We start from the raw sequence: 26,456 nt of genomic DNA, 5'->3' as shown, positions 1-26,456 counted from the left end.
TCGCTGGCTGATCTCGGCGCGAAGGCTGCGCGGTGGTGGCGGGGGGCGCTGCAGGCGCCACCCCGTCCGCCTGTGCTCACTCCCAGCTCAGCGCGCCGCCGGTCTGATACTCCGTGACCCGCGTCTCGAAGAAGTTCTTCTCCTTGCGCAGGTTGGCCTGCTCGTCCAGCCAGGGCAGCACGTTTTCCGCGCCGGGGTAGGGCTCGGCCAGCCCGAGCTGGCGGGCGCGGCGGTTGGCGATGTAGCGGAACTGGCCCATATGCTGCGCAGCCGAGTAGCCAAGGATGGGCTCGCGCAGCAGGTAGCCGGCGTAGGCGGTTTCGGCGGCCTCGGCCTCCTCCCACAGGCGGGCGAGCGCCGCGGGATCGAGCTGCAGGTTTTCCTCGGCGATGAGCGTGCGCACGGTGCGGATGCCGAAGGCGCAGTGCAGCACCTCGTCGCGCATGATGTACTGCAACTGCTCGGCCGTGCCCTTCATCAGCCCGCGCCGTTGCAGCGCGAAGATGGGGGTGAAGCCGTTGTAGAACCAGCAGCCCTCGAAGATGGCCGCGAAGAAGAGGTAGGAGAGCGCGAATTCGTGCAGGTTGTCGCGGTCGGTGAGGTCGAAGTCGGCCCGCATCACGCGCTCGAGGCGGCGGTTGGCGAGCGCGATCTTGCCGTGGATCTCGGGCACGACGCGGTAGCGGTTGTAGATCTCCTGCTGGTCCAGGCCCAGGCTTTCGATGCAGTGCTGATAGGTCCAGGTATGCAGGGCTTCCTCATACACCTGGCGGGCCTGGTAGATCTGCAGTTCGGGCGCTGTCATCTTCTCCATCACCGCCAGGCCGATGTTGCGCATGGCGAGGATGTCCGAGGTGGTCAGATAGGACAGCACGTTCTCGAACACATGGCGCTCGGCCGGCGTCAGGCGATGGTGGTAGTCGTGAACGTCCTGCGCCATGGAGATCTCCAGCGGCGTCCAGTGGTTCTTGTTGGCGTTGAGGAAGAACTCCCACGCCCAGGGGTACTTGAAGGGCGCGAGCTGGTTGATGTCACCCTGGCCGTTGACGATGCGCTTGTCGGCAGCACGCACCGGCGCCAGCGCGCCCGGCCGGGCATCGGTGGCGGACAGGGCCGCGTCGGGGCCGGATGCCGTTGTCGTGGGCGTCGCCGTGGAAGCCGGGGAGCCTGCCTGGCGGGAGGATGGCGTGGTGGCTGGAGCAGTGGCTGCCCGAGGGCGAACCGGCGTGTCCCAGTCGTCGAAGAAGGCGGTCATTGGCAGGCCTCGCAGTCGGGGTCGAGAATGGAGCAGGTCTTGGGCGCCGGGTCGGCGCTGGCGGTGGCCGGCGTGTTGGTGCCGGTCTTCTCCATTGCGGTGGCGCTCAGGGTGCGCAGGTAGTAGGTGGTCTTGAGCCCGCGCAGCCAGGCCAGGCGGTAAAGTTCGTCGAGCTTGCGCCCCGAGGCGCCGGCGACGTAGAGGTTCAGCGACTGCGCCTGGTCGATCCATTTCTGCCGGCGCGAGGCGGCTTCAACCAGCCAGTGCGGCTCGATCTCGAAGGCGGTGGCGTAGCGCGCCTTGAGCTCGGCCGGGATGCGCTCGATCGGGGCGAGCGAGCCGTCGAAGTACTTGAGGTCGGCCACCATCACTTCGTCCCACAGGCCGAGTGCCTTCAGCTCGCGCACCAGATGCGCGTTGACCACGGTGAACTCGCCCGACAGGTTGGATTTGACGTACAGGTTCTGGTAGTCCGGCTCGATCGAGGCCGACACGCCGACGATGTTGGAGATGGTCGCGGTCGGCGCGATGGCGACGCAGTTCGAGTTGCGCATGCCATGGCGGGCGATGCGTTCGCGCAGCGGGCTCCAGTCGAGCGAGGAAGAGCGGTCTACTTCGAGCAGGGCGCCGCCGCCCGCGTTGCTGCGCCCGCGGCCCTCGGCCAGCAGCGCGAGGCTGTCCTGCGGCAGGATGCCCCGGTCCCACAGGCTGCCGCGGAAGCTGGAATACCGCCCGCGTGCCTCGGCCAGCTCGGTCGAGGCCCAGTAGGCGGCGTGGCACACGGCTTCCATCGAACGGTCGGCAAACTCGATAGCGGCGTCCGATGCGTAGGCCAGCCCCATCATATGCAAGGCGTCGGCAAAGCCCATGATGCCCAGGCCCACCGGGCGGTGGCGCAGGTTGGCGGCGCGCGCCTTGGGCGTGGCGTAGTAGTTGAGGTCGATGACGTTGTCGAGCAGGCGCATCGCGACACGCACGGTGCGCTGCAGCTTGTCGTGGTCGAGCGTCCAGCGCCCGTCGCCGTCGCGCACCAGATGGGCGGGCAGGTTCACCGAGCCGAGGTTGCACACCGCGGTCTCGTCGGCCGAGGTGTTGAGCGTGATCTCGGTGCACAGGTTGGAGCCATGCACCACGCCCACGTGCTGCTGCGGCGAGCGCAGGTTGCAGGCGTCCTTGAAGGTGATCCATGGATGCCCGGTCTCGAACAGCATGGTCAGCATCTTGCGCCACAGCTGGATGGCGGGCAGGCGCTTGAAGAGGCGGATCTCGCCGCGCTCGGCCTTTTCCTCATACGCGCGGTAGGCCGTCTCGAAGTCCTGGCCGTAGCGCTCGTGCAGGTCGGGCACGTCGACCGGCGAGAACAGGGTCCATTCGGCGTTCTCCAGCACGCGCTTCATGAACAAGTCGGGAATCCAGTTCGCGGTGTTCATGTCGTGCGTGCGGCGGCGCTCGTCGCCGGTGTTCTTGCGCAGTTCGAGGAATTCCTCGATGTCGAGGTGCCAGGTTTCGAGATAGGCGCACACCGCGCCCTTGCGCTTGCCGCCCTGGTTCACCGCCACCGCGGTGTCGTTGACCACCTTGAGGAAGGGGATCACGCCCTGGCTCTGGCCGTTGGTGCCCTTGATGCGGCTGCCGAGCGCGCGTACCGGCGTCCAGTCGTTGCCCAGACCGCCGGCAAACTTCTGCAGCAGGGCGTTTTCCTTGATCGACTGGTAGATGTCCTCGAGGCTGTCGGCCACCGTCGTCAGGTAGCAGGACGACAGCTGCGAATGGCGGGTGCCGCTGTTGAACAGCGTTGGCGTGCTGCTCATGAAGTCGAAGCTCGACAGCAGCTCGTAGAACGCGATCGCCTGTGCCTCGCGATCGATCTCGTTGATCGCGAGGCCCATGGCCACGCGCATGAAGAAGGTCTGCGGCAGCTCGATGCGGCGGTCGTCGACATGCAGGAAGTAGCGGTCGTACAGCGTCTGCAGGCCGAGGTAGTCGAACTGCAGGTCGCGCTCGGGCCGGATCGCTGCCGCCAGGCGGGCGAGGTCGAAGTCGGCCAGGCGGGGGTCGAGCAGCTCCGCCTCGATGCCACGGCGGATGAAGGCGGGCAGGCAGGCGGCATAACCCCGATCGGGGTCGGACATGTCGGCCTGCGAGGTTTCGTGCCCGAGCACTTCGACGCGGATCGCCGACAGCAGCAGGCGGGCGGCGACACGGCCGTAGTCCGGCTCGCGCTCGATCAGCGTGCGTGCGGCCAGCACCAATGCCTGGCGCACGGCGGCAATCGGCACGCCGTCGTAGAGGTTGTGCAGGGCGTGTTCGAGCACGGTGTCGGCGGACACACCGTCCAGCCCTTCGCAGGCCTCGCGGCACACGGCGAGCAGGGCGGCGCGGTCGAGCGGGCGGCGCGCTTCGCCATCGACGACGTGCAGCACGGGGCCGGTGCCGCCCGCCTGCGCTTCGGCGTCCTGCTGCGCGGCGCGTTCGGCGGCGCGGCGTTCGCGGTAGAGCACGTAGGCGCGCGCGACGTCGTGCTCGCCCGAGCGCATCAGCGCCAGCTCGACCTGGTCCTGGATGTCCTCGATGTGCAGCATGCCGCCGTCGGGCAGGCGACGGGTGAGGGCGCCGACCACGGTATCGGTGAGTCGGGCCACGATGTCGCGTACGCGTGAGGACGCCGCGCCCTGGCGGCCCTCGACGGCGAGAAAGGCCTTGGTCATGGCGACGGCGATCTTGTTCGGATCGAAGGCGACGACGGCGCCATTGCGGCGGACGGTCTGGAATGCGGCGAGTTGCATGGCGCTATCAAGTGCTTCGGCGGGAAGTCGGTCCACGGGTGGTCCTCGTCTGGGTGAGTGCGGATGAAACGGGTTTCTGAGGGAAGGCGAGCTTCAGGCGGCGGCCGCGAGGCTGACTGCGCTGGGGGCCGGGCAAGGATGGGTGTCGTCGCCGGCGTGGGACTCGGCCCGCAGATCCAGCGTCAGGGGGGCGGTGTGGCTGCCGCCAGGCCGACGGAAGCCGCTGGCGGCAGCCATGTGGAGTACCGCCGGGCTGACGCTGTGACACACGATCCGGCCTGCGCCGTGCAGGCGGGCCAGTGCAATGACGTGGTTGAACAGTGCTCGGCCCAGTCCGCGCTGGCGATGAGTTGCGGTGACGCTGAGCCCGAAGTCGACCTCCCCATCGCGCACCGCGACATGGGCGAGGGCGACGATGTCGCCTTGTGCGGTGCCCAGACCATGCACATGGTCGCGTGCGAAATCGAGCGTGGCGACGTAGGCGGCGATGCCTTCGTCGCGGATGCCGTGGCTGAAGCGCAGCAGGCGGTCATCGGCATCCAGCGCAAGAAGGTGTTCGAGGATGCGGGGGGCGTCGGCGGGGCCGAAGCGGAACATCGGCCTCAGAACGGCGCCCGTGGAATCGGTCGGCGGTGTCAGCGTTGCAGCGGGGCGGTCGGCGGTGGACATGGCGGAGATCCGGTGCGGGCAGGGCGGATCTCCGACGCACGGGCGTGATGCGTCACGCGCATGGCAATGCCATGCGGTGCTGCCGTGCCATCAGGAAAACGAGCAAGTGAAATGGTGTGAGCCATGCCTCTTGTCAGGGACACCCCGCCCCAAACTGTTGAAGGTGATGTGCATGGCAGGTCTCCTGGCTCACGGGTCGTCGTCTTGCGCCAGCCTTCCCGGAAGATTTCCAGTGGCAGAGAGGGCGCAGGACTCGCCGATTACAGTTGCGGGGGCAGCTCCGGGGTTCGCGCTGGGCGCGGCACCGGATTCCCTTTTCATGTCCGCCGATGACGGCGGACAACCATGAACAGGGGCGGAGGTTAGCCCTGGCCCCCGGCGCTGTCAAACGCGCCGCGTTCGATCGTACGCACCAGGGTATGCACCGCGCGATGCGTCGGAACTTCGAGCCCGGCCGCCTCGGCCATGGATAGCAGGGCGCCGGTGATGGCGTCGATCTCGGTGTGGCGGCCGGCGAGGACGTCCTGCAGCATGCTGGCGCGGTTGGCGGCGGTGGCGCGGGCAACGCCATGCACCCGCGCGAGCGCGGCCGCTTCGTCGAGCTCGAGGCCGTTGGCGCGCAGTACCGGCAGTGCCTCGCGCACCAGGGCGTTGAGCAGTACGCGGTGCGGCGGCTCGAGCAGGGCGCCGTTGGGCACGCGGAACAGCGCCGCGAGCGGGTTGATGGCGACGTTCACCAGCAGCTTCGCCAGCCGCGCGGCGGTGATTTCCGGCTCGATGCGAGCCTCGAGACCCGCGTCCGCCAGCATCCGCGCGAGCGGCTCGAACCCGGGCGGCAGCAGGGTTTCGCCTGCGCCTGAGGGCTGCACCCGGTTGCCGTCGCGCCACGCGCCCTCGGTGGTGATGCCCTGATCCACGTGTTGTGCGTGGCAATGCCCGCGCAGCATGTCCACGGTGATCCCGTTCTGCAAGGACAGCACGCCGATGGGGCGCATGCGTGAGGCGACTTCCGCGGCTGCCGCTGTGTCGGCGGCCTTCACCAGCACGATCACCCAGTCGGCGACAGGGGGGTGGGCAGCGTCGAAGGCTTCCAGGGCGAGTGTTTGCTCGCCCACTTGCACGCCGGTGCGGAGGCTTGCGACCCGGTGTGCGTTACGCGCAATCACGGCGAGCGGCACGACGGCGCGCAGCCGCGCAGCAAAGTGCAGGCCCAGCGCGCCGGCGCCGATGATCGCAACCGGGAAGCGCGTGTCGGCCTGGCTGTGGTGTGTGGCACGAGGGGGTGCCTCGAGATTACTGTCCATTCGATACGTACGGAGCGGTTCGGATTTCAAGTGGATCCCTGCCTGTTGCGTGCCAGACGGCTTCGCGGTCGCGATGTCGCATAAACATCGGATGGGTGCTCCAGCATGCCTGCTCCATGGAGCATCTGGAGCAACTCAGCCTGTTCATTCCACCCAATGGGAACAGCCGATGGGATGTGCTGTGGGGCTGGAATGCCCGAATCCAGGCGCATTCGCATTCTGGCATGACTCCTGCTGGAGGTGAGATGCAGCGACTTGCTGTGCATCCAGAAAATCGAGGAGACGAGATCATGCTGTACGCAATGCCCGGCCAGGCCGACGCCAAGGTTCAGTTCAAAAGCCGTTATGACAACTTCATCGGTGGCAAATGGGTGGCCCCGGTCAAGGGGCAGTATTTCGATGTGGTCACCCCGGTTTCCGGCCAGAAGTACACCCAGGCCGCGCGCTCCACGGCCGAGGACATTGAGCTGGCGCTCGATGCCGCACACGCGGCCTTCCCGACCTGGGGCAAGACCGACGCCACCACGCGCTCGAACATCCTGCTCAAGATCGCCGACCGCCTCGAGGCCAACCTCGAACTGCTCGCCTACGCCGAGACCGTCGACAACGGCAAGCCGATCCGCGAGACGCTCAACGCCGACATCCCGCTCGCCGTCGACCACTTCCGCTACTTCGCCGGCTGCCTGCGCTCGCAGGAAGGCGGCATCTCGGAGATCGACGAGAACACCATGGCCTATCACATCCACGAGCCGCTGGGCGTGGTCGGCCAGATCATCCCGTGGAACTTCCCGATCCTGATGGCGGCGTGGAAGCTGGCGCCGGCTCTGGGTGCGGGTAACTGCGTGGTGCTCAAGCCCGCCGAGTCGACCCCGATCTCGATCCTGGTGCTGATGGAACTGATCGCCGACCTGCTGCCGCCGGGCGTGCTCAACATCGTCAACGGCTATGGCCGTGAGGCCGGCATGCCGCTCGCCACCAGCAAGCGCATCGCCAAGATCGCCTTCACCGGCTCGACCTCCACCGGCCGCGTCATCGCCCAGGCCGCCGCCAACAACCTGATCCCGGCCACGCTGGAGCTGGGCGGCAAGTCGCCCAACATCTTCTTCGCCGACGTGATGGACAAGGATGATGCCTTCCTCGACAAGGCGATCGAGGGCCTGGTGCTGTTCGCCTTCAACCAGGGCGAAGTGTGCACCTGCCCGAGCCGCGCGCTGATCCAGGAATCGATCTACGACCGCTTCATGGAGCGCGCACTGAAGCGCGTCGCCGCCATCAAGCAGGGCAGCCCGCTCGACACCGACACGATGATGGGGGCGCAGGCCTCGCAGGAACAGATGACCAAGATCCAGTCCTACCTCGCGCTCGGTCGTGAGGAGGGCGCCGAGGTTCTGATCGGCGGCAATCGTGCCCAACTTGGCGGTGACCTGACCGACGGCTTCTACATCCAGCCGACGCTGTTCAAGGGCCACAACAAGATGCGCATCTTCCAGGAAGAGATCTTCGGGCCGGTGCTCGCGGTGACCACCTTCAAGGACGAGGCCGAGGCCCTTTCGATCGCCAACGACACCCTGTACGGTCTGGGTGCCGGCGTATGGAGCCGCAACGGTAACGTCGCCTATCGCATGGGCCGGGCCATCCAGGCCGGCCGCGTGTGGACCAACTGCTATCACGCCTACCCGGCGCACGCTGCCTTCGGCGGCTACAAGGAGTCGGGCATCGGCCGCGAGACGCACAAGGTCATGCTCGACCACTACCAGCAGACCAAGAACCTGCTCGTGAGCTACAGCGAGAACAAGCTCGGCTTCTTCTGAGCGACCGTCCTCTCTCCCCATGCCCTGTCCGGGGTATCTCCTCGGGGGCGGGCAACCGCCCCCTTTTCTGCATTGCGGAGGACGAAGCCATGGTCGAACGCGTTATTGCCACGCCTGCGGCGCTGGAGCTGATCGCGCAGCTCAAGGCCGAGCATGGCCCCGAGCTGATGTTCCACCAGTCCGGCGGCTGTTGCGACAACAGCGCGGCGAACTGCTACCTGCCCACCGACCTGACGATCGGGCCGCATGACGTGCGTCTCGGTGAGATCGGCGGCGTGCCGTTTTACATGAGCGCGTCGCAGTACGAGTACTGGAAGCACACTCAGCTGATCATCGACGTGGTCGAGGGGCAGGGCGGTACCTTTTCGCTCGAGGGGGGCACGGGCAAGGCCTTCCATACCCGGTCGCGACTGTTCAGCGACGAGGAGCTCGCTGAAATCGACGCTGAAGAGCTTCAGCGCAAGGGCTGAGCGCGCTCTGCAGCGTCAGAAGGACAAGGTTTCCCAGCCCGGGGCGCGCGCACGGGAAAGCCGCTGCACCTGCCTGGCCAGTGACCTCCGGGCACCGCACATCGGGGGCGAGCCCGTGAGCGCGCATTGCGGTAGGGCAGACATGGCAGCCGGCGCCGAAGCGAGTCAGAAGGGCGTCGCGCACTGCTGCTGCGCCATTCCTTGGCGCGAACAACTTCACCAGGTTGCCGGCGATCGGATTAGCATGTGGCCCGTGCGTCGGGGGCTGGCCTGCAGCCACGCCGATCGCACCGATCGAGATAGCTCGCCGGGCGTCTGCAAGCAGCCCGAGCATCGGCTGCGGGGGAGACGAAACGATGAGATTCGAAGCGGCAGACGTAGTCGCGCCCAATGCGGTGGCCTCGTTGCGGCGCAGGTTTCTTGAGCGCGGTGAATTGCCCCAGCGGGGGGTGGCCGCGCCCGTGCTGCGATCCTGGGAACGTTGCCTGCGATTGAGGATGGAGGTGGGCGACAGGGGGGAGTTTTCAGGTTCGACCCGCGGTGACCTGGTCGTGGCGCGTGAGCGCAATACCGTGCTGCTCAATCACGCGAGCGCGGTCATGGAGCACCTCCATGAGCAGATTCGTGCCTCGGGGAGCATGGTCTTGCTCGCGGACGCGAGTGGCTTGATCTTGCACGGCATTGGTGATCCCGCCTTTGTCGATCGCGCCAGCCGGGTTGCCCTGCAACCGGGTGCGAGCTGGAGCGAATGCCATCGTGGCACCAATGCAATCGGTGCGGCGTTGATCGAGCGCGCGCCGGTCGAGGTGCTGGGTGCCGAGCATTATTTCGAATGCAATGGTGTGCTCACCTGCAGCGCTGCGCCGATCCTGGACAGCCGCGGGCAACTCATCGGCGCGCTCGACATCTCGGGCGACCATCGCAGCCATCAGCCGCATACGCTCGGACTCGCACGCATGAGCGTTCGCGTGGTCGAGCGCCGGATGTTCGAGAGCGAGTGTGCGCGCCACGCGATCGTCGCCTTTCATCCGCGCCCGGAAGGGGTGGGCGGTCTGCAGGAGGGCCTGCTCGCGGTGGACCAGGATGGCGCAATCGTCGCTGCAGACCGACAGGCGCGGGTGCTGCTGGGCCTTGGCGATTCGCAGTCGGCAAACCTGGGGCTCTTCGGAAAGTTCTTCTGCAGCAGTTTCGGATGGGTGATCGGCCGCGCAGCCCGTCATCCCGAGGCCTTGGCCGAGCTCGCGCTGCGTTCGGGTGGGGCTGTGTTTGCGCGAGTCCGGGTGAGTCCCGCCTGGCACGTCGGGGAACGTGTCGGACCGCCCGTAACCGATCGGTCGGTCCGGGGCCGTGGGGAGAGCCTGCCGCCGACCCGGGCGGCTCGGCCGCCGGTCACGCTGGATGCGCTGTCGACCGGAGACCCTGCATTGCAGGCGGTGCTGGATCGCTGCGCCCGCGTGATCGGGCGCAACATTCCGGTGCTCATCCAGGGCGAATCAGGATCGGGCAAGGAACTGCTCGCACGTGCCTGCCACGAGAGCAGCCCGCGCGCCGGAGGGCCGTTCGTTGCGGTCAATTGCGCTGCGATTCCGGAAACGTTGATCGAGTCTGAGCTTTTCGGCTACGTCGGCGGTGCGTTTACGGGGGCACGCAAGGAGGGGGCGCTGGGCCGCATCCGGCAGGCTCATGGTGGAACACTGTTCCTGGATGAGATCGGCGACATGCCTGCGGCCATGCAGGCGCGCCTGCTGCGCGTGCTGCAGGAGCGCTGCGTCCAGCCAGTCGGCGGGTGCGAAGACGTTCCGGTGGATGTTGCGCTGGTGTGCGCCACCCATCGCAACCTGGGCGAACGGGTTGCCGCAGGGCATTTTCGCGAGGATCTGTATTACCGCGTCAATGGCCTGAGTGTGCGCCTGCCGCCGCTGCGCGAGCGCAGTGACCTCGCGCAACTGACGCGTTGCCTGATCGACGCCGGCAGCCACCCGGAGCCCGGTCGCGTGAGTCTGGCGCCAGAGACAATGGCGATCATTCAAGCCTACGCCTGGCCCGGAAACATTCGCCAGCTGCAGAATGCGATCGAGCTTGCCCTCGTGCTGCTCGACGAGGGGGAGTTCAGCATCCTGCCCAGGCATCTGCCTGAGGAGGTGTTGCAGGGGGGGGCGGGTGCCGGGCGTGCGGTGGTGGCGGCAAATGCCCCCGTACCGCAGTCGATGCAGGACTTTCCCGAGGCGGCTCCTTCGGTGCGCTCCGCTGGGTGCATGCGGGGGAGCAGGCAACTGGATGAGACGAAGATCCGTCAGGCGCTGGAGCGTTTCGACGGGAACCTCTCCGCCGCGGCCCGCTATCTCGGCGTCGCGCGCAATACGCTTTACCGACGGCTCGGTCGCGACTTCTGAATCAAGGTCCGCCCGAGTGGGGGGCACACTGCGCTGGCTCAGTCCCAGCGTGCAGCGTCCTCGTCACGAACGAAAGCGATGGTGCGTCCGTCCGCGAGCAGCTCGCGGATGCGCCACGGCACGCCTTCGGCGTCGACTTCGACGAGGCCGATGCCTGCGCCGTTGAGCAGGCGGCGGCCGCGGGCGGCGCCTTCGTACTTGCGCGGGATCACGCGCATGTGGCGGCGTCGGGTCAGCCAGTTGAGCGGCGAGCGCGGCGAATACAGCCAGCGGTTGAGGCGGTCGAGCACCGCGAGCAGGCGGGGCGGGAATTCGTTGCGCACGCCGCTGCTGCAGATCTGCCAGATGTCGGGGCCGTGCTCGCGACCGCGCAGCTCCACGTCGTAGACGAAGGAGTAATGCACGTCGCCCGACAGCACGACGAAGGTCTGCGGCGTCTTGCGGTGGCGGAAGATGTTGAGGATCGCCTGTGCGGCGCCGGGGTGGGCCATCCAGTTCTCGGCGTCGACCATCAGCGGGTGGCCGAACCAGGTGAACACGCGCTGGATCGCCTCGATCAGCTTGACGCCGAAGATCGGCGCCGGCGATACCAGCAGCACCGCCGGCAGGTCGCGCAGGCCGTGCTGCAGGTCGGTGAGCGACTCCCAGTCCATCAGCCCCGAGGGTTGGCGCGCGGCGTGCTCGGAGCGCCAGCGTCGGGTGCGGCTGTCGAGGACCATCAGTGGTGGCGTGCTCGGCCAGGCGTAGTGCCAGGACTCGAACTTCAGCAGATGCCTGATGCAGTCTTCGTGGGCGTCGCCGCCGGGCGCCTGCAGCGCCTTCGAAAGGTGCGCCAGCGAGGCGTCGTCGAAGGCGTCCGGATCGTTGCCCCAGCCCTGGTTCACCGCGTAAGCAAGCAAGGCGTTGCCGATCACGCGACGCGAGAAGGGGTGCTCGTAGGCGATCTCCTCCCATTCGCGGCTCAGGTTCCAGTCGTCGGTGACGTCATGGTCGTCGAAGATCATGGCCACGGGGACGTGCGCGAGCGCGCGGCGTACTGCTGCCAGGTCCGTGCGGAAGGTGTCGATGAGCGCGCTCTCCTTCGCCCACAGCGCGGCATCTTCCGCGCTCAGGTTCGACGGTGGGGCGATGCGCAGTCCGGCCCATGGCGCGGGGGACCAGACGAGCAGGTACATCGCCAGCACTTCGGCGAGTGTAATCAGGTGGTTGTGTGCGCTGGCCGAGGTGAAGACCGGCTTCTCGACGCCGCCGAACAGCACCTCGATGAGCGCGTAGTTGCGCTTGTGCTGGGGGAGCAGGGTTTCGCGGCGGTAGTAGCTCGCCGGGTGGGCGTAGAGCGCGGCGGCGTCGTGCACGCCGGCTTCCTCGGCGCCGCGCAGCGCCTCGACCGGTAGACCCAGGCGCCCGATCAGGGCGTGGATTGCGCCCAGCATCGGGCCAGCAACGTCATCGGCATAGATCTGGTCGCCGGTCAGCACAAGCGCGGAGGGCCAGCCGGGCAGGCCGTCCTCGCCCGGTGCGGGGTCGGCGTCGGCGGCATTGGTGGCGATCAGCTCGCCGAGCAGGCGATCGACCCGGGTGAGCCCATCACCGCCGTCATGATGCGGCTTGCGGCAGGAGCCGTGCAGCAGCGAGGCTACCCTGGGGGCGAACACGAAGCCGGGCGTAGCACGGTCGGGGTAGCACAGCTCGGGCGCCCAGTCGCGCCAGTGCTGCCAGTTGGCACCTGCTTCCGTCCCGGTGCGGTCAATCCCGTCGGCGGGTGCGAGCGCAAGGTCGTAGCCGATCCATCGCCCGGCTGGCAGTGGCGTCTCGAGCGCGAGGTCGATCAGCATGTAATGCAGGCGCGCACCGGCCTTGAGCAGGCGGTACGCCGGCGAGCCGGGGATGGGCCGGAACTGGCAGGGTGCGCCTTCCCCTGTGTCCACTTCGATCTGCACCTGCACGGCGCGGCTGGTGGCCGGCCACAGCACCAGGCGTTGCGATTCGACCCGGCGCAGGATCGGGCCAGCGAGCACGAGCGGTAGTTCGTCGCCTGCCGGGGGCGTGGTGGCGGTCACGGTGACGGACGGGCTCGGGGCGGTGGCGGCTGGTGCGTGTTTCTGTGGCAGCGTCATGGCGTGTTTATATCAAAGCCGGGTCGTGAGCGGCAGCTTGCGCGCGTGGCGCCTGAGAGCGTGGTCGGCGTGGGCGCTACGCTTGCCGAGCCTGCAGGCTCGCGTCCGTAGGTTAGGGGGCTGGCGGGTTAGAATTCGCGTCCGCATGCGTCGTCTCGGCGCGCGTACGCCTCGCCCTTTCTCGCCCCTCGCCCGCCCCGCCTCCTCCATCTCCACCCGCCCCAGAACCGTGAACATCGATCCGTCAACGCTGCCGCCCGGCTTGCCGCCTATCGAGCCTTTCGCATTGCTCGACGACTGCCATGCCACGCGTGCTGCGCCGACCAGCCGCCTGTACACGATGTTCGTTCGCGAGCATTGCTGTAACGACCCGACGGCGCTGGAGACGGTGTGGAGCGCGGTGGATGCCGACCTGCGCGCTGGCTTGCATGCCGTGGTGCTCGCCGACTACGAGTGGGGCGCCCGTCTGATCGGCGCGGGGCACGAGCGCCTGAGCGCTGCGGATGCGGGGAGTCTCCGCGTGCTGATGTTCGCGCACATGCAGCGGCTCGATGCCGATGCGGCGTCGGCGTGGCTGGCGGCGCGCGAGCGGGCGTGCGTGTCCAGCGCAGCTGGCGGGGCCTGCGAGCCCACCGACGCCGCTCAAGTCTTCAAGCCCTCCGAGCCCGAACCCGCCGGCGTGCTCGACCTGCGGGCCTCCGTGGATCGTGCCGCCTTCGATGCAGCGATCGTGCGCATCCACCACGCGATTGAGGCGGGCGAAACCTATCAGGTCAATTACAGCTACCGGCTCGATTTTTGCAGCTTTGGCTTGCCGCTGAGCCTGTACCGCCGCCTGCGCGCGCACCAGCCCGTGGCCTTTGGTGCGCTGATCGCCCTGCCGCGTGGCGACGCGGGTCCGGACTGGGTGTTGTCCTGCTCGCCCGAACTCTTCCTGCGCAACACGGGGGGCCGGCTGACCGCCCGCCCGATGAAGGGCACGGCAGCGCGCGCGCAGGATCCCGGAGAGGATGCGGAAATCGCCCGCGGGCTTGCGGCTGACGCCAAGAACCGCGCCGAGAACCTGATGATCGTCGACCTGCTGCGCAACGATCTGGGCCGCGTCGCGCGCACCGGCAGCGTGCGCGTGCCGGCACTGTTCTCGGTCGAGACCTACCCGACCGTGCTGCAGATGACCTCCACCGTCGAGGCCGAGTTCCCCGCCGGAACAGGCTTCCCCGCGCTGCTGCGCGCGCTGTTCCCCTGTGGCTCGATCACCGGGGCGCCCAAGCACCGGACCATGCAGTGGATCGCCGCGCTCGAGGATTCGCCGCGTGGTCTCTACACCGGCAGCATCGGCTGGATCGACGCCCCCGTCGCGGGCAGTGCATGCGGCGACTTCTGCCTGTCGGTGGCGATTCGTACCCTGAGCCTGCGCTCGCGCGCGGACGGTGCGGGCTGCGATGGCCGCATGGGGGTGGGCGCGGGCATCGTCATCGACAGCCGCGCTGCCGACGAATACGCCGAATGCCGCCTCAAGGCCCGTTTTCTGACCGCGCTCGATCCCGGCTTTGTGCTCTTCGAGACGATGCATGCGATGCGCGAGGCGGGTGTGCGTCATCTCGACCGCCATCTGGGGCGGCTGGAAGCCAGCGCGGTGGCGCTCGATTTCGGTTTCTCCCGCGAGCGCATTGTCGCCGGGCTGGAGCAGGCGGTGGCAGCATTGCCGAGCGGCGCGGCACACCGGCTGCGGCTGGCCGTGCACAAGGACGGACGCTTCGAGCTCGCGGTGGCGGTGCTCGATCCGCTGCCGCCAGGGCCGGTCGAGGTGCTGCTTGCGCGCACACCGATTGACGATCCGTTCGGTCTGCTCGGCCACAAGACCACGCTGCGCAGCCGCTACGACGAAGGCATCCGCGCCGCGCAGGCGCGTGGTGCGTTCGACATGTTGTTCTTCGATGGCGAGGGCTGGCTGACCGAAGGCGGACGCAGCAATGTCTTCCTGCGCGTCGAGGGACAGTGGCTGACGCCGCCGCTCGGGCGTGGCGTGCTGCCGGGCACGATGCGCGCCGCGCTGCTGGCCGATCCCGCATGGTCTGCGCGCGAGCGGCGGCTGCGGGTGGGGGATCTCCTGCGCGCCGAGCGCATCGTGCTCACCAATGCGCTGCGCGGTGTGCTGGAGGCGCGGCTGGCGCCCGGCGAGGCCGAGCGCGGGTGCCTGGGTCCGGTCTTGCCTTCAGCCCGCCGATAGCCGGCACGCCGCGTACTTGAACTCCGGAATCTTGCCGTAGGGGTCGAGCGCCGGGTTGGTGAGCAGGTTGGCGGCGGCCTCCACGTAGCAGAAGGGCACGAAGACCATGCCCTCGGGCATCCGCGGGTCGGTGCGGGCGGCGAGGGTGATGCAGCCGCGGCGGGTTTCGATCGTCAGGGGCGCGCCCGGGGCGAGGCCGAGGCGGGCGAGTTCGCCCGGGGCCAGCGTCGCTACGGCAGCGGGTTCAAGCGCGTCGAGCACTGCGCTGCGCCGGGTCATCGCGCCGGTGTGCCAGTGTTCGAGCTGGCGGCCGGTGATCAGCACCGTGGGCCAGTCGGCGTCCACCGGTTCGTCGGGCGGCAGCGGCACGGCGGGGCGGAAGCGTGCGCGGCCGCTTGCGGTCGGGAAGCGGTCGTCGAAGACCACGTCTTTGCCTGGGGCGTCGCCCGCGGGGCAGGGGTAGGTGACGGCACCCTCGCGCTCCAGCCGCGCCCAGTCGATGTGGTCGAGCGAGCGCATGGCGCGCTTCATCTCGGCGAAGACCTCGCGCGGGTGGGCGTAGTCCCAGTCGAGGCCGAGGCGGCACGCGAGCTGCTGGATGATCCACCAGTCGGGGCGGGCCTCGCCGGGCAGCGGCACGACGGCGCGGCCGAGCTGGATCTGGCGGTTGGTGTTGGTCACGGTGCCGTCCTTTTCGGGCCAGGCCGAGGCGGGCAGGATCACATCGGCAAACTGCGCGGTCTCGGTGACGAAGAGGTCCTGCACGACCAGATGTTCCAGCCTGGCGAGTGCGGCGCGGGTGTGGTGCAGGTCGGGGTCGGACATCGCCGGGTTCTCGCCGAGGATGTACATCCCGCGCACCCGGCCGGCGTGGATCGCGTCCATGGTCTCGACGACGGTGAGGCCGGGCTGGGCTGGCAAGGGCGTCGACCACAGTTCCTCGAAGGCGGCGCGGTACTGCGCGTCGCCCACCGGGCGGTAGTCGGGTAGCACCATCGGGATGAGGCCCGCGTCGGAGGCGCCCTGCACGTTGTTCTGCCCGCGCAGCGGATGCAGGCCGGTGCCGGGACGGCCGATGTGGCCGGTGGCGAGCGCGAGGGAGATCAGGCAGCGCGCGTTGTCGGTGCCGTGCACATGCTGCGAGATCCCCATGCCCCAGAAAATCATCGCGCGCTCGGCCTGGGCGTAGAGGCGCGCGATGTCGCGGATCTCGTCCGGCGCCACACCGCACAGCGGCGCCATGGCCTCGGGCGTCATCGGCGCGACGTGGTCGGCGAGCGCCTCGAAACCCTCGGTGCGCGTGGCGATGAAGTCGTTGTTGCACAAGCCCTCGTCGATGATGACGTGGAGCATGGCGTTGAAGAGCGCAACGTCGCTCCCCGGGGTGAAGCGCACCATGCGGTTGGCGTATTGGCCGAGGACCAGGCCGCGCGGGTCGAGCACGATCAGCTTCGTCCCGCGTTTGGCGGCCTGTTTGAACCAGGTGGCGGCGACGGGGTGGTTTGCCGTCGGGTTGCAGCCGGTGAGGATCACTACGTCGGCTTGCGCCGCCTGCATGAAGGAGGCGGTGACTGCGCCCGAGCCGATGCATTCCATCAGCGCGGCGACCGAGCTGGCGTGGCACAGCCGGGTGCAGTGGTCTACGTTGTTGGAGCGGAAGCCCGTGCGCACCAGCTTCTGGAACAGCCAGGCCTCCTCATTCGAACACTTCGCGCTGCCGAAGCCGGCGAGCACGCCAGGGCCGTGGGTGTCGAGCAGGCGGCGCAGGCCTGTGGCGGCGAACTCGAGCGCCTCGTCCCAGCTCGCCGGGCGGAAGTGGCTGAGCGGGCTGGCCGGGTCGAAGGCTGGATCCACGCCCTTGGGCACGCCCTCGCGGCGGATCAGCGGGGTCGTCAGGCGGCCGCGGTGATTGGGGTAATCGAAGCCGAAGCGGCCCTTCACGCACAGGCGGTTCTCGTTGGCCGGGCCGTTGCGGCCTTCTACGAAGAGGATGCGACCGTCCTTGACGTGGTAGGTGAGCTGGCAGCCCACGCCACAGTAGGGACACACCGAATCCACCTTGTGATCGGCGCAGGCCGAGTTGCCGCGGCCAAGCGCGTCGGCCACGCTGGCGGGCATCAGCGCACCGGTGGGACAGGCCTGCACGCATTCCCCGCAGGCCACGCAGGTGCTGTGGCCGAGCGGGTCGTCGAAGTCGAACACGATCTTCGTTGCCGCGCCGCGGTGGGCGAGACCGATCACGTCGTTGACCTGCACCTCGCGGCAGGCCTGAATACACAGCCGGCATGCGATGCATGCATCCAGATTCACGCGGATCGCTGGATGCGAGGCATCCGGCGCCGACGCGTGCGAGACGCGGACCAGGAAAGCGTCCTCCTCCACCCCCGCGGGGGCGTCGAGCAGGGCCATCTGCTCCGCCAGCTCCCAGAAATGGCTGGAGCGGTCGGGGCTGTCCTCGCGCGCGGCTTGCTCGGTGCGCAGCAACGCCATGACGCCCTCGCGCGCGCTGCGTGCGCGCCCGGATTTGCGGCTCCTGATCACCATGCCTGGCCGCGCCTCGCGGATGCAGCTTGCGGCCAGGGTGCGTTCGCCCTCGATCTCGATCATGCAGGCGCGACAGTTTCCGTCCGGTCGGTAGCCGGGTGCATCACGCAGGCACAGGTGGGGGATGCGCTCGCCTGCCCGTGCCGCGACTTGCCACAGGGTTTCGCCGGGGAAGGCCGTGACGGTGACCCCGTCAAGCGTGATCTCGAAGGCTTCGTTATCTGTTTCGGATGAGGCCGTGTGGCCTTGTGCCGTGTTCATCGCGCGTCCTCTTCGTGGCCGGCCTGCGTGGCCGGCGCTGTGTGTATCAGCCGAACGCCCCGGCGCGAAAGCTCATCCGGGAAAAAACGCAGCAGGCTGAGCACCGGGTTGGGAGCGGCCTGGCCGAGGCCGCAGATCGAGGCGTCCTGCATCAGCTGCGCAAGTCCTTGCAGCTGTGAGACATCCCACTGGTCGCGCTCGATCAGGCCCAGCATCTTCCCGGTGCCGAGCCGGCACGGGGTGCATTGGCCACAGGATTCGTCGGCGAAGAAGGCAAGCAGGTTCTGCACCGCCGCGCGCAGGTCGTCCTGGTCCGAGATCACCACCACCGCGGCCGAGCCGATGAAGCAGCCATGTGGCTGCAGGGTATCGAAGTCGAGTGGCAGGTCGGCCTTGCTCGCGGGCAGGATGCCGCCCGAGGCGCCACCGGGCAGCCACGCGAGCAGGCGGTGGCCCGCCGCCATGCCGCCGCAGTGCTCGTCGATCAGCTCGCGCAGCGTGATGCCTGCCGGGGCGACATGCACGCCGGGCTTGTTCACCCGCCCCGAGACCGAAAAGCTGCGCAGGCCGCTGCGGCCATGCCGCCCCTGGCTGGCGAACCACGCCGCGCCTTTCGCGTGCAGGAGCGGGATCCAGTAGAGCGTCTCGACGTTGTTGACCAGGGTCGGGCGGCCGAAAAGGCCGTGCTGTGCCACGAAGGGCGGACGATGGCGCGGCTTGCCGGGTTTGCCTTCCAGCGACTCGATGAGCGCGGATTCCTCGCCGCAGATGTAGGCGCCTGCGCCGCGGCGCAGCACGATGAAGCCGGGTCGGGTGATCCCGGCCTGCTCCAGTTCGGCGATCGCTTCGCGCAGCACGGTGTGCAGTGCCGCGTATTCGTCCCGCAGGTAGAGGTAGACCGCCTCGGCTTCGAGCGCCTGCACGCTCACCAGTGCGCCTTCGAGTACCTGGTGGGGCCAGCGCTCGAGGTAATGACGGTCCTTGAAGGTGCCGGGCTCGCCTTCGTCTGCATTGATCACCACGTAGCGGGGGCCGGCTTCTGCGCGCACCGCCTGCCACTTGCGCCAGGTCGGGAAACCCGCGCCGCCCATGCCGCGCAGGCCAGCATCGCGCAGCAGATGCTCGATGTGCGTTGCCTCGAGTGCGCCTGTGCGCAGGGCTTCGAGCAGGGCATGGCCGCCTTCGGCCCGATAGGATTCGAGCCGCTGCCAGGGGGGATGCTCAGGCGCAGCGCCGCCTGGTGCCAGGGTCGCGCGTACGCGTTCGGGAGTGGCATGACCGAGCGTGCGATGACCAATCTGTGCCGCTGGCGCACAGTCGCATTGGCCCATGCAGGGAGCGCGCAGGATGCGTACGCTGGAGGGGTCGAGCGCGCCCTCCAGTGCGGCCTTCAGATGCGCGGCCCCGGCGAGCTGGCAGGGCAGGCCGTCGCATATCCGGATCGTGAGCGCCGGCGGCGGGGTTTCGTCATCGCGCACGAGGTCGAAGTGGGCGTAGAAGCTTGCGGTCTCGAAGACCTCGGCCATCGGGAGGCGCATCCAGGCCGCGAGCGCGTGCATGTGGTTCAGCGACAGGTGGCCGAAGTGATCCTGAATCGCGTGCAGGTGCTCGATCAGTGCATCGCGGCTACGGGGGCGGCCACCGAGCAGGTCGGCCACGGCGCGTTCGGCGTCGGCGTCGAGCTGGCGGCCGCGCGGGGTGGCGCGGGTGCGCACCCGTTCGTGCGTCGTGTCTGTTCCTGCGGCGGGTGCCGCGGAGGATGAAGTCGGTGGCGTCATCGGCGCATGTTCCTGGCTTGCTGGGATGCCCTTTCGGCACTGCTCCCGCACTGTACTCCCCGGCGCGCCGTGCGGGCATTGTGGCAAGCCCGATCCCTCGACGGAGAAAGGGTTATCCCCGGCTTGACCTCGAGCCTCAAGCGCCTATGCTGCGTTTTGCATAGGTGAGTCATCCGTGTGCGCGGTTACGGTTGCGCGCGCCCCAGGATGAGCGCCGATTGTCATGACGAATAACGTGAACAACGCGAAACAGGAGACGATCGATGTGGAAAGCACTGCACATTGATCCCGCGAAGTGCACCGGCTGTCTGCAATGCGAGATGGCCTGTTCCTACGAGCACACCGGGGTCATCAATCCGAGCAAGTCGCGCATCAAGGTGTTCAACTTCGAACACGAGGGCCGCAAGGTGCCCTACACCTGTACGCAGTGCACCGAAGCCTGGTGCCTGAATTCCTGCCCTGTCGACGCGATCCGCATCGACCTGAGCACCGGCGCCAAGATGGTGTTCGAGGACACCTGTGTCGGCTGCAAGGTGTGCACGATCGCCTGTCCGTTCGGCACCATCAACTACAACCAGGACACCGGCAAGGTGCAGAAGTGCGATCTGTGCGAAGGCAACCCCGCCTGCGCCAGCGCCTGTCCGACCGGCGCCATCACCTATGTTGACGCCGACTGGACCGGCATCGACAAGATGCGCGCCTGGGCCGCCAAGGCCAACACCCCGGCTTCGGCCGCAGCCTGAGGAGGACGGATCATGGGTTGGAATCGAAAACTCCTGCGGGTAAACCTCTCGGCGGGCACCTGCTCGGTGGAGCCGCTCAACATGCAGTGGGCCGACGAGTACCTCGGCTCGCGCGGCCTGGCCACCAAGTACCTGGTGTCCGAGATCGACCCCAGGGTCGATCCGCTGTCGCCCGACAACAAGATGATCATGGCCACCGGGCCGCTCACCGGCACCATGGCCTCGACCGGCGGGCGCTACACCGTCGTCACCAAGGGGCCACTGACGGGCGCCATCGCCTGTTCGAACTCCGGCGGTTTCTTCGGCGCCGAGATGAAGTTCGCCGGCTGGGACATGGTGATCTTCGAGGGCAAGTCGGCGAAACCGGTGTGGCTCTACATCGAGAACGACAAGGCCGAACTGCGCGACGCCGCCGGGTTGTGGGGCAAGAGCTGCTGGGAGACCGAGGAGCAGATCAAGGACGAGCTGCAGGACCCGCTCGTGCGCATCTCGTCGATCGGCAAGGCGGGCGAGAACCAGGTGCTGTATGCCTGCGTGGTCAATGACCTGCATCGCGCGGCCGGCCGTTCCGGCGTGGGCGCGGTGATGGGCTCGAAGAACCTCAAGGCGGTGGCCATCCGTGGCACCAAGGGCGTGTCGGGCATCAAGGATTTCGGCGCCTTCCTGAAGGCGACCAACGACGCCAAGAAGGTGCTCGCCGACAACGCGGTCACCGGCCAGGGTCTGCCCAAGTACGGCACCCAGGTGCTTATGAACGTGATCAACGAGATTGGCGCGCTGCCGACCCGCAACCACCGCGACGTGCAGTTCGAGGATGCGTCCAAGATCTCCGCCGAGGCGATGCACGAGAAGCGCGAGTCGGATGGCAAGACCCACCTCGTCACCAACGCCGCCTGCTTCGGCTGCACCATCGCCTGCGGCCGCATCTCGGAAATCGACAAGGGGCACTTCACCGTCAAGAACAGCCCGAAGTACTGGGGCGCTTCCGGCGGCCTGGAGTACGAGGCCGCGTGGGCGCTCGGTGCGGCCAATGGCGTGGGCGACCTCGAGGCGCTGCAGTACGCCAACCTGATCTGCAACGAGCAGGGCATGGACCCGATCTCCTTCGGCGCCACCGTGGGTGCGGCGATGGAACTGTACGAGCTGGGCATCCTCAACGACGACATCATCGGGATGGCGGCGCCCTTCGGTTCGGCCGAGGCGCTGGCGAAGATGGTCGAGATGACCGCGGTGGGCGAGGGTTTCGGCAAGGAGCTCGGCATGGGCAGCAAGCGCCTGTGCGAGAAGTACGGCCGTCCCGAGCTGTCGATGAGCGTGAAGGGGCAGGAATTCCCGGCCTACGACTCGCGCGGCATCCAGGGCATGGGCTTGGCCTACGCCACCTCCAACCGTGGCGCCTGCCACCTGCGCGGCTACACGGTGGCATCCGAGGTGCTCGGCATCCCGGTCAAGACCGACCCGCTGGCCACCGACGGCAAGCCCGAGCTCGTCAAGGCCTTCCAGGACGCCACCGCGGTGTTCGACTCGGCCGGCATCTGCGTCTTCACCAGCTTCGCGTGGACCCTGGCCGACGTGCAGCCGCAGGTGGCCGCCGCCTGCGAGGGCGACTGGAGCATGGAGAAGCTGAACGAGGTGGGCGAGCGCATCTGGAACATGGAGCGCATGTTCAACAACGCCGCCGGCTTCACCGCCAAGGACGACAACCTGCCGCCGCGTCTGACGCAGGAGCCGGCCAAGACCGGTCCGGCCAAGGGCATGGTCAACGGCCTGGCGAAGATGCTGCCCGAGTATTACCAGGTGCGCGGCTGGACGCCCGAAGGCCAGCCGACGGCCGAGACGCGGGCCCGTTTGGGACTGTAACGGTGCAAGCCTGAGCGGGCGCCCTTCGGGGCGCCCGCCTTTCGTTCGAGGATGCTCCAATGAAACACCTTATTCTCGGCAACGGCCCCGCGGGTGTCGTCGCCGCCGAAACCCTGCGCAAGGCCGCGCCGCACGACGAGATCGTCATGGTCGGCCACGAGGACGCACCGCCGTATTCGCGCATGGCCATTCCCTACCTGCTCGAAGGCAACATCGACGAGTCGGGCACCTATCTGCGCAAGGGCGCCGACCATTTCGAACGCCTGCGCGTCCGTCAGATGCGTGGCCGTGCGGTGGCGCTCAACACCGAAAAGCGCACCGTGCTGTTCGACGACGGCCATTTCGAAAGCTACGACCGCCTGCTCATCGCCACCGGCTCGCATCCGGTGCGCCCGCCCATCCCCGGCGTGGACCTGCCCGAGGTGCAGACCTGCTGGACGCTTGCCGACGCGCGTGCGATCGCCGCCCATGCCAAACCAGGCGCGCGCGTGCTGCAGCTGGGCGCCGGCTTCATCGGCTGCATCATCATGGAGGCGCTCGCCAAGCGCGGTGTGCAACTCACCGTGGTGGAGATGGGCGACCGCATGGTGCCGCGCATGATGACGCCCAAGGCCGGCGGCATGATCAAGCGCTGGGTGGAAGAGAAGGGCGTCCGCGTCGTCACCTCGGCGGGTGTGCAGCGCATCGATCGTGGCAGCGAGGCGGGCACCGACGCGCCGCTGGTGGTGACGCTGTCGACCGGTGACCGCCTGGATTGCGACCTCGTCATCGTCGCCGCGGGTGTCGCGCCCAATGTCGGCTTCCTGGAAGAGACCCCGGTGCATGTCGCCAAGGGCGTCCTCGTCGACGACCGTATGGAGACCTCGGTGCCCGGCATCTTTGCTGCGGGCGACGTGGCCGAGGCGCCGGACCTGTTCACCGGCGCGCACCTCGTCGCCGCCATCCAGCCCAACGCGGCCGACCAGGCGCGCATCGCGGCGATGAACATGGCGCGTGGTGCAGCGGCCCGTGACACGAAGCTCAACGGCGTGCTCGCCATCAACGTGCTCGACACGCTGGGCCTGATCTCCTCGTCCTTCGGCCAGTGGTGGGGCGAGAAGCCGGATGTCGGCGGCAGCGGTGTCGAGTTGGTCGACGAGGCGCGCTACCGCTACCTCAGCCTGCAGTTCAAGGACGACGTGCTGATCGGCGCCACCTCCATCGGCCTGACCCAGCACGTCGGCGCACTGCGCGGCCTGATCCACGGCCAGGTCAGGCTTGGCGACTGGAAGGACCGTTTGCTCGCCAACCCGCTGTCCTTCGTCGATGCCTATGTTGCCCGCAGCCAGCAACCGATGGCGCTGGCGCGCTGAGGGCGGCGCATGGAGACCCGTGTGACGATCCGCATCGCCTTCAAGCTCTTTGCCTCGCTGTCGGACTACCTGCCCGACGGCCACCGCGGCAACCGGCTGGAACTGGACGTGGACGCGGGCACGACCGTGGCGGAAATGATTCACCGCTACCGCGTGCCCGAGCGCAGCGCCCACCTGGTGCTGGTCAACGGCCATTTCGTGCCGCCGGCCGAGCGCGCCAGGCGCCGCTTGCAGGACGGCGACGAGCTCGCCATCTGGCCGCCGATCGCCGGCGGCTGAGGCGTGGCCTTCATCAACGGCCCGGTGCCCGAGTCCTTCGAGCGCCGGGTCACCGCCACCGCGCGTGAATTCGAGCGCGACCTGCGCCAGGCCTGGCCCGCGGTGCAAGGCAACGCCGAAGCGCTGCGCTTCAGCCTGCAGGACGGTGCGCAATCCCTTGTCATTGACATCGAGCCCGCCGGCGTGCAGCGGCTCGGGCTGTTCGAGCTGCCGCAACTGATCGTGCGCTACCGCTTTGGCCCGGGTGCCGAGGCCATGCGCCGTGCCCTGCTCGTGCGGCTGGATCGGGCGATGCAGAAGGGCGGGGGCTGATCCCCCCACCTGCCCCGATCCGAGGCCGCATGCGTTACGGACCGTGCGGCCTTTCGGGTATGCTCCCCGTCGATGTCCGCCTTCGCCGCCACCTTCTCCGACGCCTTTTCGCTGCTCGCCACCTTCGACCACACCGTGGCCGAGATCGTGGCGCTGTCGCTGCAGGTCAGTGGTGGCGCGGTGCTGCTTGGCACGCTGATCGGTCTGCCGCTGGGCGCCTGCATCGCGGTGGGGCGCTTTCCGGGCAAGAGTACACTGTCCGTTCTCATCAACGGACTGATGGGCCTGCCTTCGGTGGTGGTGGGCGTGGTGGTTTACCTGCTGCTGTCGCGCTCGGGGCCGTTCGGAAGTTTCGGCCTGCTCTACACCCCGCTGGCGATGATCATCGCGCAGACCCTGCTGGTGATTCCGCTGATGGCGGCGATCACGCGCCAGGTGGTGGAGGACGTGTGGCAGCGCTACGCCGAAGAACTGCAGCTGATGCGCTTTTCGTGGTGGGACAGCGTCACCACGCTGCTCTACGACTGTCGCCACTCCTTGCTGGTGGCGGTACTGGCGGGCCTGGGGCGCGCGATGAGCGAGGTGGGGGCGGTGATGATCGTCGGCGGCAACATCGACCGGGCGACGCGCGTGATGACCACCGCGATCGCGCTCGAGACCAGCAAGGGCGACCTCGCGCTGGCGATCGCGCTCGGCATCGTGCTCATCGTCATCATCCTCGCGCTCAACGCGCTGGCCTTCATGCTGCGCCACTGGGCGATGCGGCGCTACGGCTGAGACGGATGATGGCGATCTTTCCCCTTCGCATCCGCGACCTGCGTTACCAGCCCAACGGCCGCGAGGTGCTGGCGGGCATCGACCTGGAACTGGGCGAAGAAGGCATCACCCTGGTGCTGGGCCCGAATGGGGCGGGCAAGAGCGTTCTGCTTCGCACGATCTGTGGCCTGATCGAACCGGACGCCGGCAGCATGGCCTGGGGCGACGAGGGCGCGCGCCGACCGGCGCAGGGCGTGATGATGGTGTTCCAGCGGCCGATGATGCTGCGCGCCTCGGTACTGCAGAACGTGGCTCTGGGGCTGAAACCCCTTGGGCTGACCGCCGCCGAACGCCGCCGGCAGGGGCTGGCGATGCTCGAGCGTGTCGGCCTGGCCGACCGTGCCGAGGACAGTGCGCGACAGCTTTCCGGGGGCGAGCAGCAACGCCTCGCGCTGGCGCGCGCGTGGCTGACGAAGCCGCGCCTGCTGCTGCTCGACGAGCCCACCGCCAGCCTTGACCCGTCGGCCAGCGCCGAAGTCGAGCGCATCATCCGCGAGATCCGTACCGACGGCACCCGCGTCCTGATGGTCACCCACAATCTTGGACAGGCCACGCGGCTCGCGGACGACATCGTGTTCATGTCTGCGGGGCGGGTGTGCGAGCACACCCCGGTGCGCGCCTTCTTTGCCCGTCCACAGTCGGAAGAGGCGCGCCTCTTCATCCAGGGAGAACTTCCATGGCGGATGCGTTTTCACGGCGCGTGAAACGTTCGATGCCCGTGTCGGCGCTGATCCTCTTCGCGCTCGCGGCGCTGGCGCTGATACCGGCGCTGATCTGCTTTGCGGGCGAGGGTGCGCGACTGCACCCGGCGCTCGCAGACCCGATGGCTGGGCTGGCCTTCCTGGTGTCGGCGGTCGCGCTGGCGGGGTCGGGTGCTTTTCCGCTCGCGCTGGCCAGGCTGGCCCGCAGCGATGAGGCCGGGCGGCGCGACTGACCCGCTCGTGCGCCTCAGGCCTTCCAGTGCCCCGATTTGCCGCCGAGCTTTTCCATGAGCTGAATGCCTTCCATGCGCATGCCGCGGTCGATGGCCTTGCACATGTCGTAGATCGTGAGCAGGCCGACATTCACCGCGGTGAGCGCTTCCATCTCGACGCCGGTGCGGCCGACGGTTTCGGCGGTGACGGTGCAGCGGATGGCGCACTCGGTTTCGTCGAGGTCGAACTCCACCGCGACCCGCGTGAGGGGGATCGGGTGGCAGAGGGGGATGAGGTCGCTGGTGCGCTTGGCGGCCTGGATCGCGGCAATGCGGGCGATGCCGAGCACGTCGCCCTTCTTGGCCGTGCCGGATTTCACCATCGCGAAGGTATCTGGAAGCATCAGGATGCGGCCGGTCGCAATGGCGACGCGGCGGGTCTCGGCCTTGGCGCCGACGTCGACCATGTGGGCCTGGCCTTCGCCGTCGAAATGGGTGAGCGGGTTGGAGGATACGGTCGTCATGGGCGGAGATGGGGGCGGGCTGCTCGCGCAGGGCGCATG

General features: G+C 68.2%; 20 protein-coding genes and 1 riboswitch. Of the genes, 12 read left to right on the top strand and 8 right to left on the bottom strand.

Annotated features, from left to right (window positions below; all coding sequences use genetic code 11):
- Positions 1–76: 76 nt before the first annotated feature.
- From ACNKW1_RS04015 to ACNKW1_RS04000, 4 genes are all read right to left on the bottom strand, one after another.
- A complete protein-coding gene (locus tag ACNKW1_RS04015) occupies positions 77–1,255 on the bottom strand; it encodes a ribonucleotide-diphosphate reductase subunit beta (RefSeq protein ID WP_418363291.1) in 1,179 nt (392 codons plus the stop codon).
- Positions 1,252–4,077 carry a ribonucleoside-diphosphate reductase subunit alpha gene (locus ACNKW1_RS04010; RefSeq protein WP_418363290.1) on the bottom strand — a complete coding sequence of 942 codons (2,826 nt, stop codon included), beginning with the start codon at positions 4,075–4,077 and terminating at the stop codon, positions 1,252–1,254. Before ACNKW1_RS04010 ends, ACNKW1_RS04015 begins: the two co-directional genes overlap by 4 nt.
- 57 nt (positions 4,078–4,134) lie before the next feature.
- Positions 4,135–4,710 carry a GNAT family N-acetyltransferase gene (locus ACNKW1_RS04005; protein ID WP_418363289.1) on the bottom strand — a complete coding sequence of 192 codons (576 nt, stop codon included), beginning with the start codon at positions 4,708–4,710 and terminating at the stop codon, positions 4,135–4,137.
- Between the two features lie 156 nt (positions 4,711–4,866).
- Positions 4,867–5,073, bottom strand: a riboswitch (cobalamin riboswitch).
- The gene (locus ACNKW1_RS04000) at positions 5,073–6,014 is read right to left on the bottom strand and encodes a ketopantoate reductase family protein (RefSeq protein ID WP_418363288.1); all 942 of its coding nucleotides are present in this window, start codon (positions 6,012–6,014) and stop codon (positions 5,073–5,075) included. (Overlaps the previous riboswitch by 1 nt.)
- A 290-nt stretch (positions 6,015–6,304) precedes the next feature.
- Here ACNKW1_RS04000 and adh point away from each other — a divergent pair, with 290 nt between their 5' ends.
- The 3 genes from adh (at position 6,305) to ACNKW1_RS03985 (ending at position 10,688) form a co-directional block, all read left to right on the top strand.
- The gene (gene adh / locus ACNKW1_RS03995) at positions 6,305–7,825 is read left to right on the top strand and encodes an aldehyde dehydrogenase (RefSeq protein WP_418363287.1); all 1,521 of its coding nucleotides are present in this window, start codon (positions 6,305–6,307) and stop codon (positions 7,823–7,825) included.
- Positions 7,826–7,914: 89 nt separating this feature from the next.
- A complete protein-coding gene (locus ACNKW1_RS03990; RefSeq protein ID WP_418363286.1) occupies positions 7,915–8,295 on the top strand; it encodes a DUF779 domain-containing protein in 381 nt (126 codons plus the stop codon).
- A gap of 356 nt (positions 8,296–8,651) precedes the next feature.
- Complete coding sequence (locus tag ACNKW1_RS03985; RefSeq protein ID WP_418363285.1) at positions 8,652–10,688, top strand: sigma-54-dependent Fis family transcriptional regulator; 2,037 nt, start codon at positions 8,652–8,654, stop codon at positions 10,686–10,688.
- 38 nt (positions 10,689–10,726) lie between these two features.
- Here the strand turns inward: ACNKW1_RS03985 and ACNKW1_RS03980 are convergent, their stop codons facing one another.
- The gene (locus ACNKW1_RS03980) at positions 10,727–12,805 is read right to left on the bottom strand and encodes an alkaline phosphatase D family protein (RefSeq protein ID WP_418363284.1); all 2,079 of its coding nucleotides are present in this window, start codon (positions 12,803–12,805) and stop codon (positions 10,727–10,729) included.
- A gap of 229 nt (positions 12,806–13,034) precedes the next feature.
- Between ACNKW1_RS03980 and ACNKW1_RS03975 the strand changes: the two genes are divergently transcribed.
- Positions 13,035–15,035 carry a chorismate-binding protein gene (locus tag ACNKW1_RS03975; protein ID WP_418363283.1) on the top strand — a complete coding sequence of 667 codons (2,001 nt, stop codon included), beginning with the start codon at positions 13,035–13,037 and terminating at the stop codon, positions 15,033–15,035.
- Here the strand turns inward: ACNKW1_RS03975 and fdhF are convergent.
- Both fdhF and ACNKW1_RS03965 read right to left on the bottom strand, forming a co-directional pair.
- The gene (gene fdhF / locus ACNKW1_RS03970) at positions 15,021–17,840 is read right to left on the bottom strand and encodes a formate dehydrogenase subunit alpha (protein ID WP_418363282.1); all 2,820 of its coding nucleotides are present in this window, start codon (positions 17,838–17,840) and stop codon (positions 15,021–15,023) included. The two genes, ACNKW1_RS03975 and fdhF, sit on opposite strands and share 15 nt — an antisense overlap.
- The gene (locus ACNKW1_RS03965; protein ID WP_418363281.1) at positions 17,837–19,618 is read right to left on the bottom strand and encodes an NAD(P)H-dependent oxidoreductase subunit E; all 1,782 of its coding nucleotides are present in this window, start codon (positions 19,616–19,618) and stop codon (positions 17,837–17,839) included. The genes fdhF and ACNKW1_RS03965 overlap by 4 nt, the downstream gene beginning before the upstream one ends.
- Before the next feature lie 263 nt (positions 19,619–19,881).
- On the opposite strand from ACNKW1_RS03965, the gene ACNKW1_RS03960 reads away from it, so the two are divergent.
- The 8 genes from ACNKW1_RS03960 (at position 19,882) to ACNKW1_RS03925 (ending at position 25,914) form a co-directional block, all read left to right on the top strand.
- Complete coding sequence (locus ACNKW1_RS03960; protein WP_020687811.1) at positions 19,882–20,361, top strand: 4Fe-4S dicluster domain-containing protein; 480 nt, start codon at positions 19,882–19,884, stop codon at positions 20,359–20,361.
- Positions 20,362–20,373: 12 nt separating this feature from the next.
- Positions 20,374–22,221: an aldehyde ferredoxin oxidoreductase family protein gene (locus ACNKW1_RS03955; RefSeq protein WP_418363280.1), complete on the top strand. Its 1,848-nt coding sequence runs from the start codon at positions 20,374–20,376 to the stop codon at positions 22,219–22,221.
- Between the two features lie 59 nt (positions 22,222–22,280).
- Positions 22,281–23,573, top strand: coding sequence for an NAD(P)/FAD-dependent oxidoreductase (locus ACNKW1_RS03950; RefSeq protein ID WP_418363279.1), 1,293 nt, complete (start codon positions 22,281–22,283; stop codon positions 23,571–23,573).
- A 9-nt stretch (positions 23,574–23,582) separates the two neighbouring features.
- Positions 23,583–23,852: a sulfur carrier protein ThiS gene (thiS, locus tag ACNKW1_RS03945; RefSeq protein ID WP_418363278.1), complete on the top strand. Its 270-nt coding sequence runs from the start codon at positions 23,583–23,585 to the stop codon at positions 23,850–23,852.
- A gap of 3 nt (positions 23,853–23,855) precedes the next feature.
- Entirely contained in the window at positions 23,856–24,164 is a 309-nt protein-coding gene (locus ACNKW1_RS03940) for a hypothetical protein (RefSeq protein WP_418363277.1), read from the top strand.
- A 72-nt stretch (positions 24,165–24,236) separates the two neighbouring features.
- Positions 24,237–24,941, top strand: a complete 705-nt coding sequence (locus tag ACNKW1_RS03935; RefSeq protein WP_418363276.1) for an ABC transporter permease — start codon at positions 24,237–24,239, stop codon at positions 24,939–24,941.
- 8 nt (positions 24,942–24,949) lie between these two features.
- A complete protein-coding gene (locus ACNKW1_RS03930) occupies positions 24,950–25,684 on the top strand; it encodes a phosphate ABC transporter ATP-binding protein (protein ID WP_418363275.1) in 735 nt (244 codons plus the stop codon).
- An 8-nt stretch (positions 25,685–25,692) separates the two neighbouring features.
- Positions 25,693–25,914, top strand: coding sequence for a hypothetical protein (locus ACNKW1_RS03925; protein ID WP_418363361.1), 222 nt, complete (start codon positions 25,693–25,695; stop codon positions 25,912–25,914).
- A 14-nt stretch (positions 25,915–25,928) separates the two neighbouring features.
- On the opposite strand, the gene moaC is transcribed toward ACNKW1_RS03925, so the two are convergent.
- A complete protein-coding gene (moaC, locus tag ACNKW1_RS03920) occupies positions 25,929–26,417 on the bottom strand; it encodes a cyclic pyranopterin monophosphate synthase MoaC (protein ID WP_418363274.1) in 489 nt (162 codons plus the stop codon).
- Between the last annotated feature and the right edge of the window lie 39 nt (positions 26,418–26,456).

Source organism: Thauera sp. WH-2 (genome assembly GCF_048321015.1).
Taxonomy (GTDB): domain Bacteria; phylum Pseudomonadota; class Gammaproteobacteria; order Burkholderiales; family Rhodocyclaceae; genus Thauera.
The sequence above is the reverse complement of the archived record's forward strand: the minus strand, read 5'-3'. Positions and strand labels throughout refer to the sequence as shown.

Bases quoted from the DNA above. Each gene is read 5' to 3' on its own strand.
- ACNKW1_RS04015 (WP_418363291.1), bottom strand. From the start codon at position 1,255: ATGACCGCCTTCTTCGACGACTGGGACACGCCGGTTCGCCCTCGGGCA.
- ACNKW1_RS04005 (WP_418363289.1), bottom strand. From the start codon at position 4,710: ATGTCCACCGCCGACCGCCCCGCTGCAACGCTGACACCGCCGACCGAT.
- ACNKW1_RS04000 (WP_418363288.1), bottom strand. From the start codon at position 6,014: ATGGACAGTAATCTCGAGGCACCCCCTCGTGCCACACACCACAGCCAG.
- adh (WP_418363287.1), top strand. From the start codon at position 6,305: ATGCTGTACGCAATGCCCGGCCAGGCCGACGCCAAGGTTCAGTTCAAA.
- ACNKW1_RS03990 (WP_418363286.1), top strand. From the start codon at position 7,915: ATGGTCGAACGCGTTATTGCCACGCCTGCGGCGCTGGAGCTGATCGCG.
- ACNKW1_RS03985 (WP_418363285.1), top strand. From the start codon at position 8,652: ATGAGATTCGAAGCGGCAGACGTAGTCGCGCCCAATGCGGTGGCCTCG.
- ACNKW1_RS03980 (WP_418363284.1), bottom strand. From the start codon at position 12,805: ATGACGCTGCCACAGAAACACGCACCAGCCGCCACCGCCCCGAGCCCG.
- fdhF (WP_418363282.1), bottom strand. From the start codon at position 17,840: ATGAACACGGCACAAGGCCACACGGCCTCATCCGAAACAGATAACGAA.
- ACNKW1_RS03965 (WP_418363281.1), bottom strand. From the start codon at position 19,618: ATGACGCCACCGACTTCATCCTCCGCGGCACCCGCCGCAGGAACAGAC.
- ACNKW1_RS03960 (WP_020687811.1), top strand. From the start codon at position 19,882: ATGTGGAAAGCACTGCACATTGATCCCGCGAAGTGCACCGGCTGTCTG.
- ACNKW1_RS03955 (WP_418363280.1), top strand. From the start codon at position 20,374: ATGGGTTGGAATCGAAAACTCCTGCGGGTAAACCTCTCGGCGGGCACC.
- ACNKW1_RS03950 (WP_418363279.1), top strand. From the start codon at position 22,281: ATGAAACACCTTATTCTCGGCAACGGCCCCGCGGGTGTCGTCGCCGCC.
- thiS (WP_418363278.1), top strand. From the start codon at position 23,583: ATGGAGACCCGTGTGACGATCCGCATCGCCTTCAAGCTCTTTGCCTCG.
- ACNKW1_RS03935 (WP_418363276.1), top strand. From the start codon at position 24,237: ATGTCCGCCTTCGCCGCCACCTTCTCCGACGCCTTTTCGCTGCTCGCC.
- ACNKW1_RS03930 (WP_418363275.1), top strand. From the start codon at position 24,950: ATGGCGATCTTTCCCCTTCGCATCCGCGACCTGCGTTACCAGCCCAAC.
- ACNKW1_RS03925 (WP_418363361.1), top strand. From the start codon at position 25,693: ATGCCCGTGTCGGCGCTGATCCTCTTCGCGCTCGCGGCGCTGGCGCTG.
- moaC (WP_418363274.1), bottom strand. From the start codon at position 26,417: ATGACGACCGTATCCTCCAACCCGCTCACCCATTTCGACGGCGAAGGC.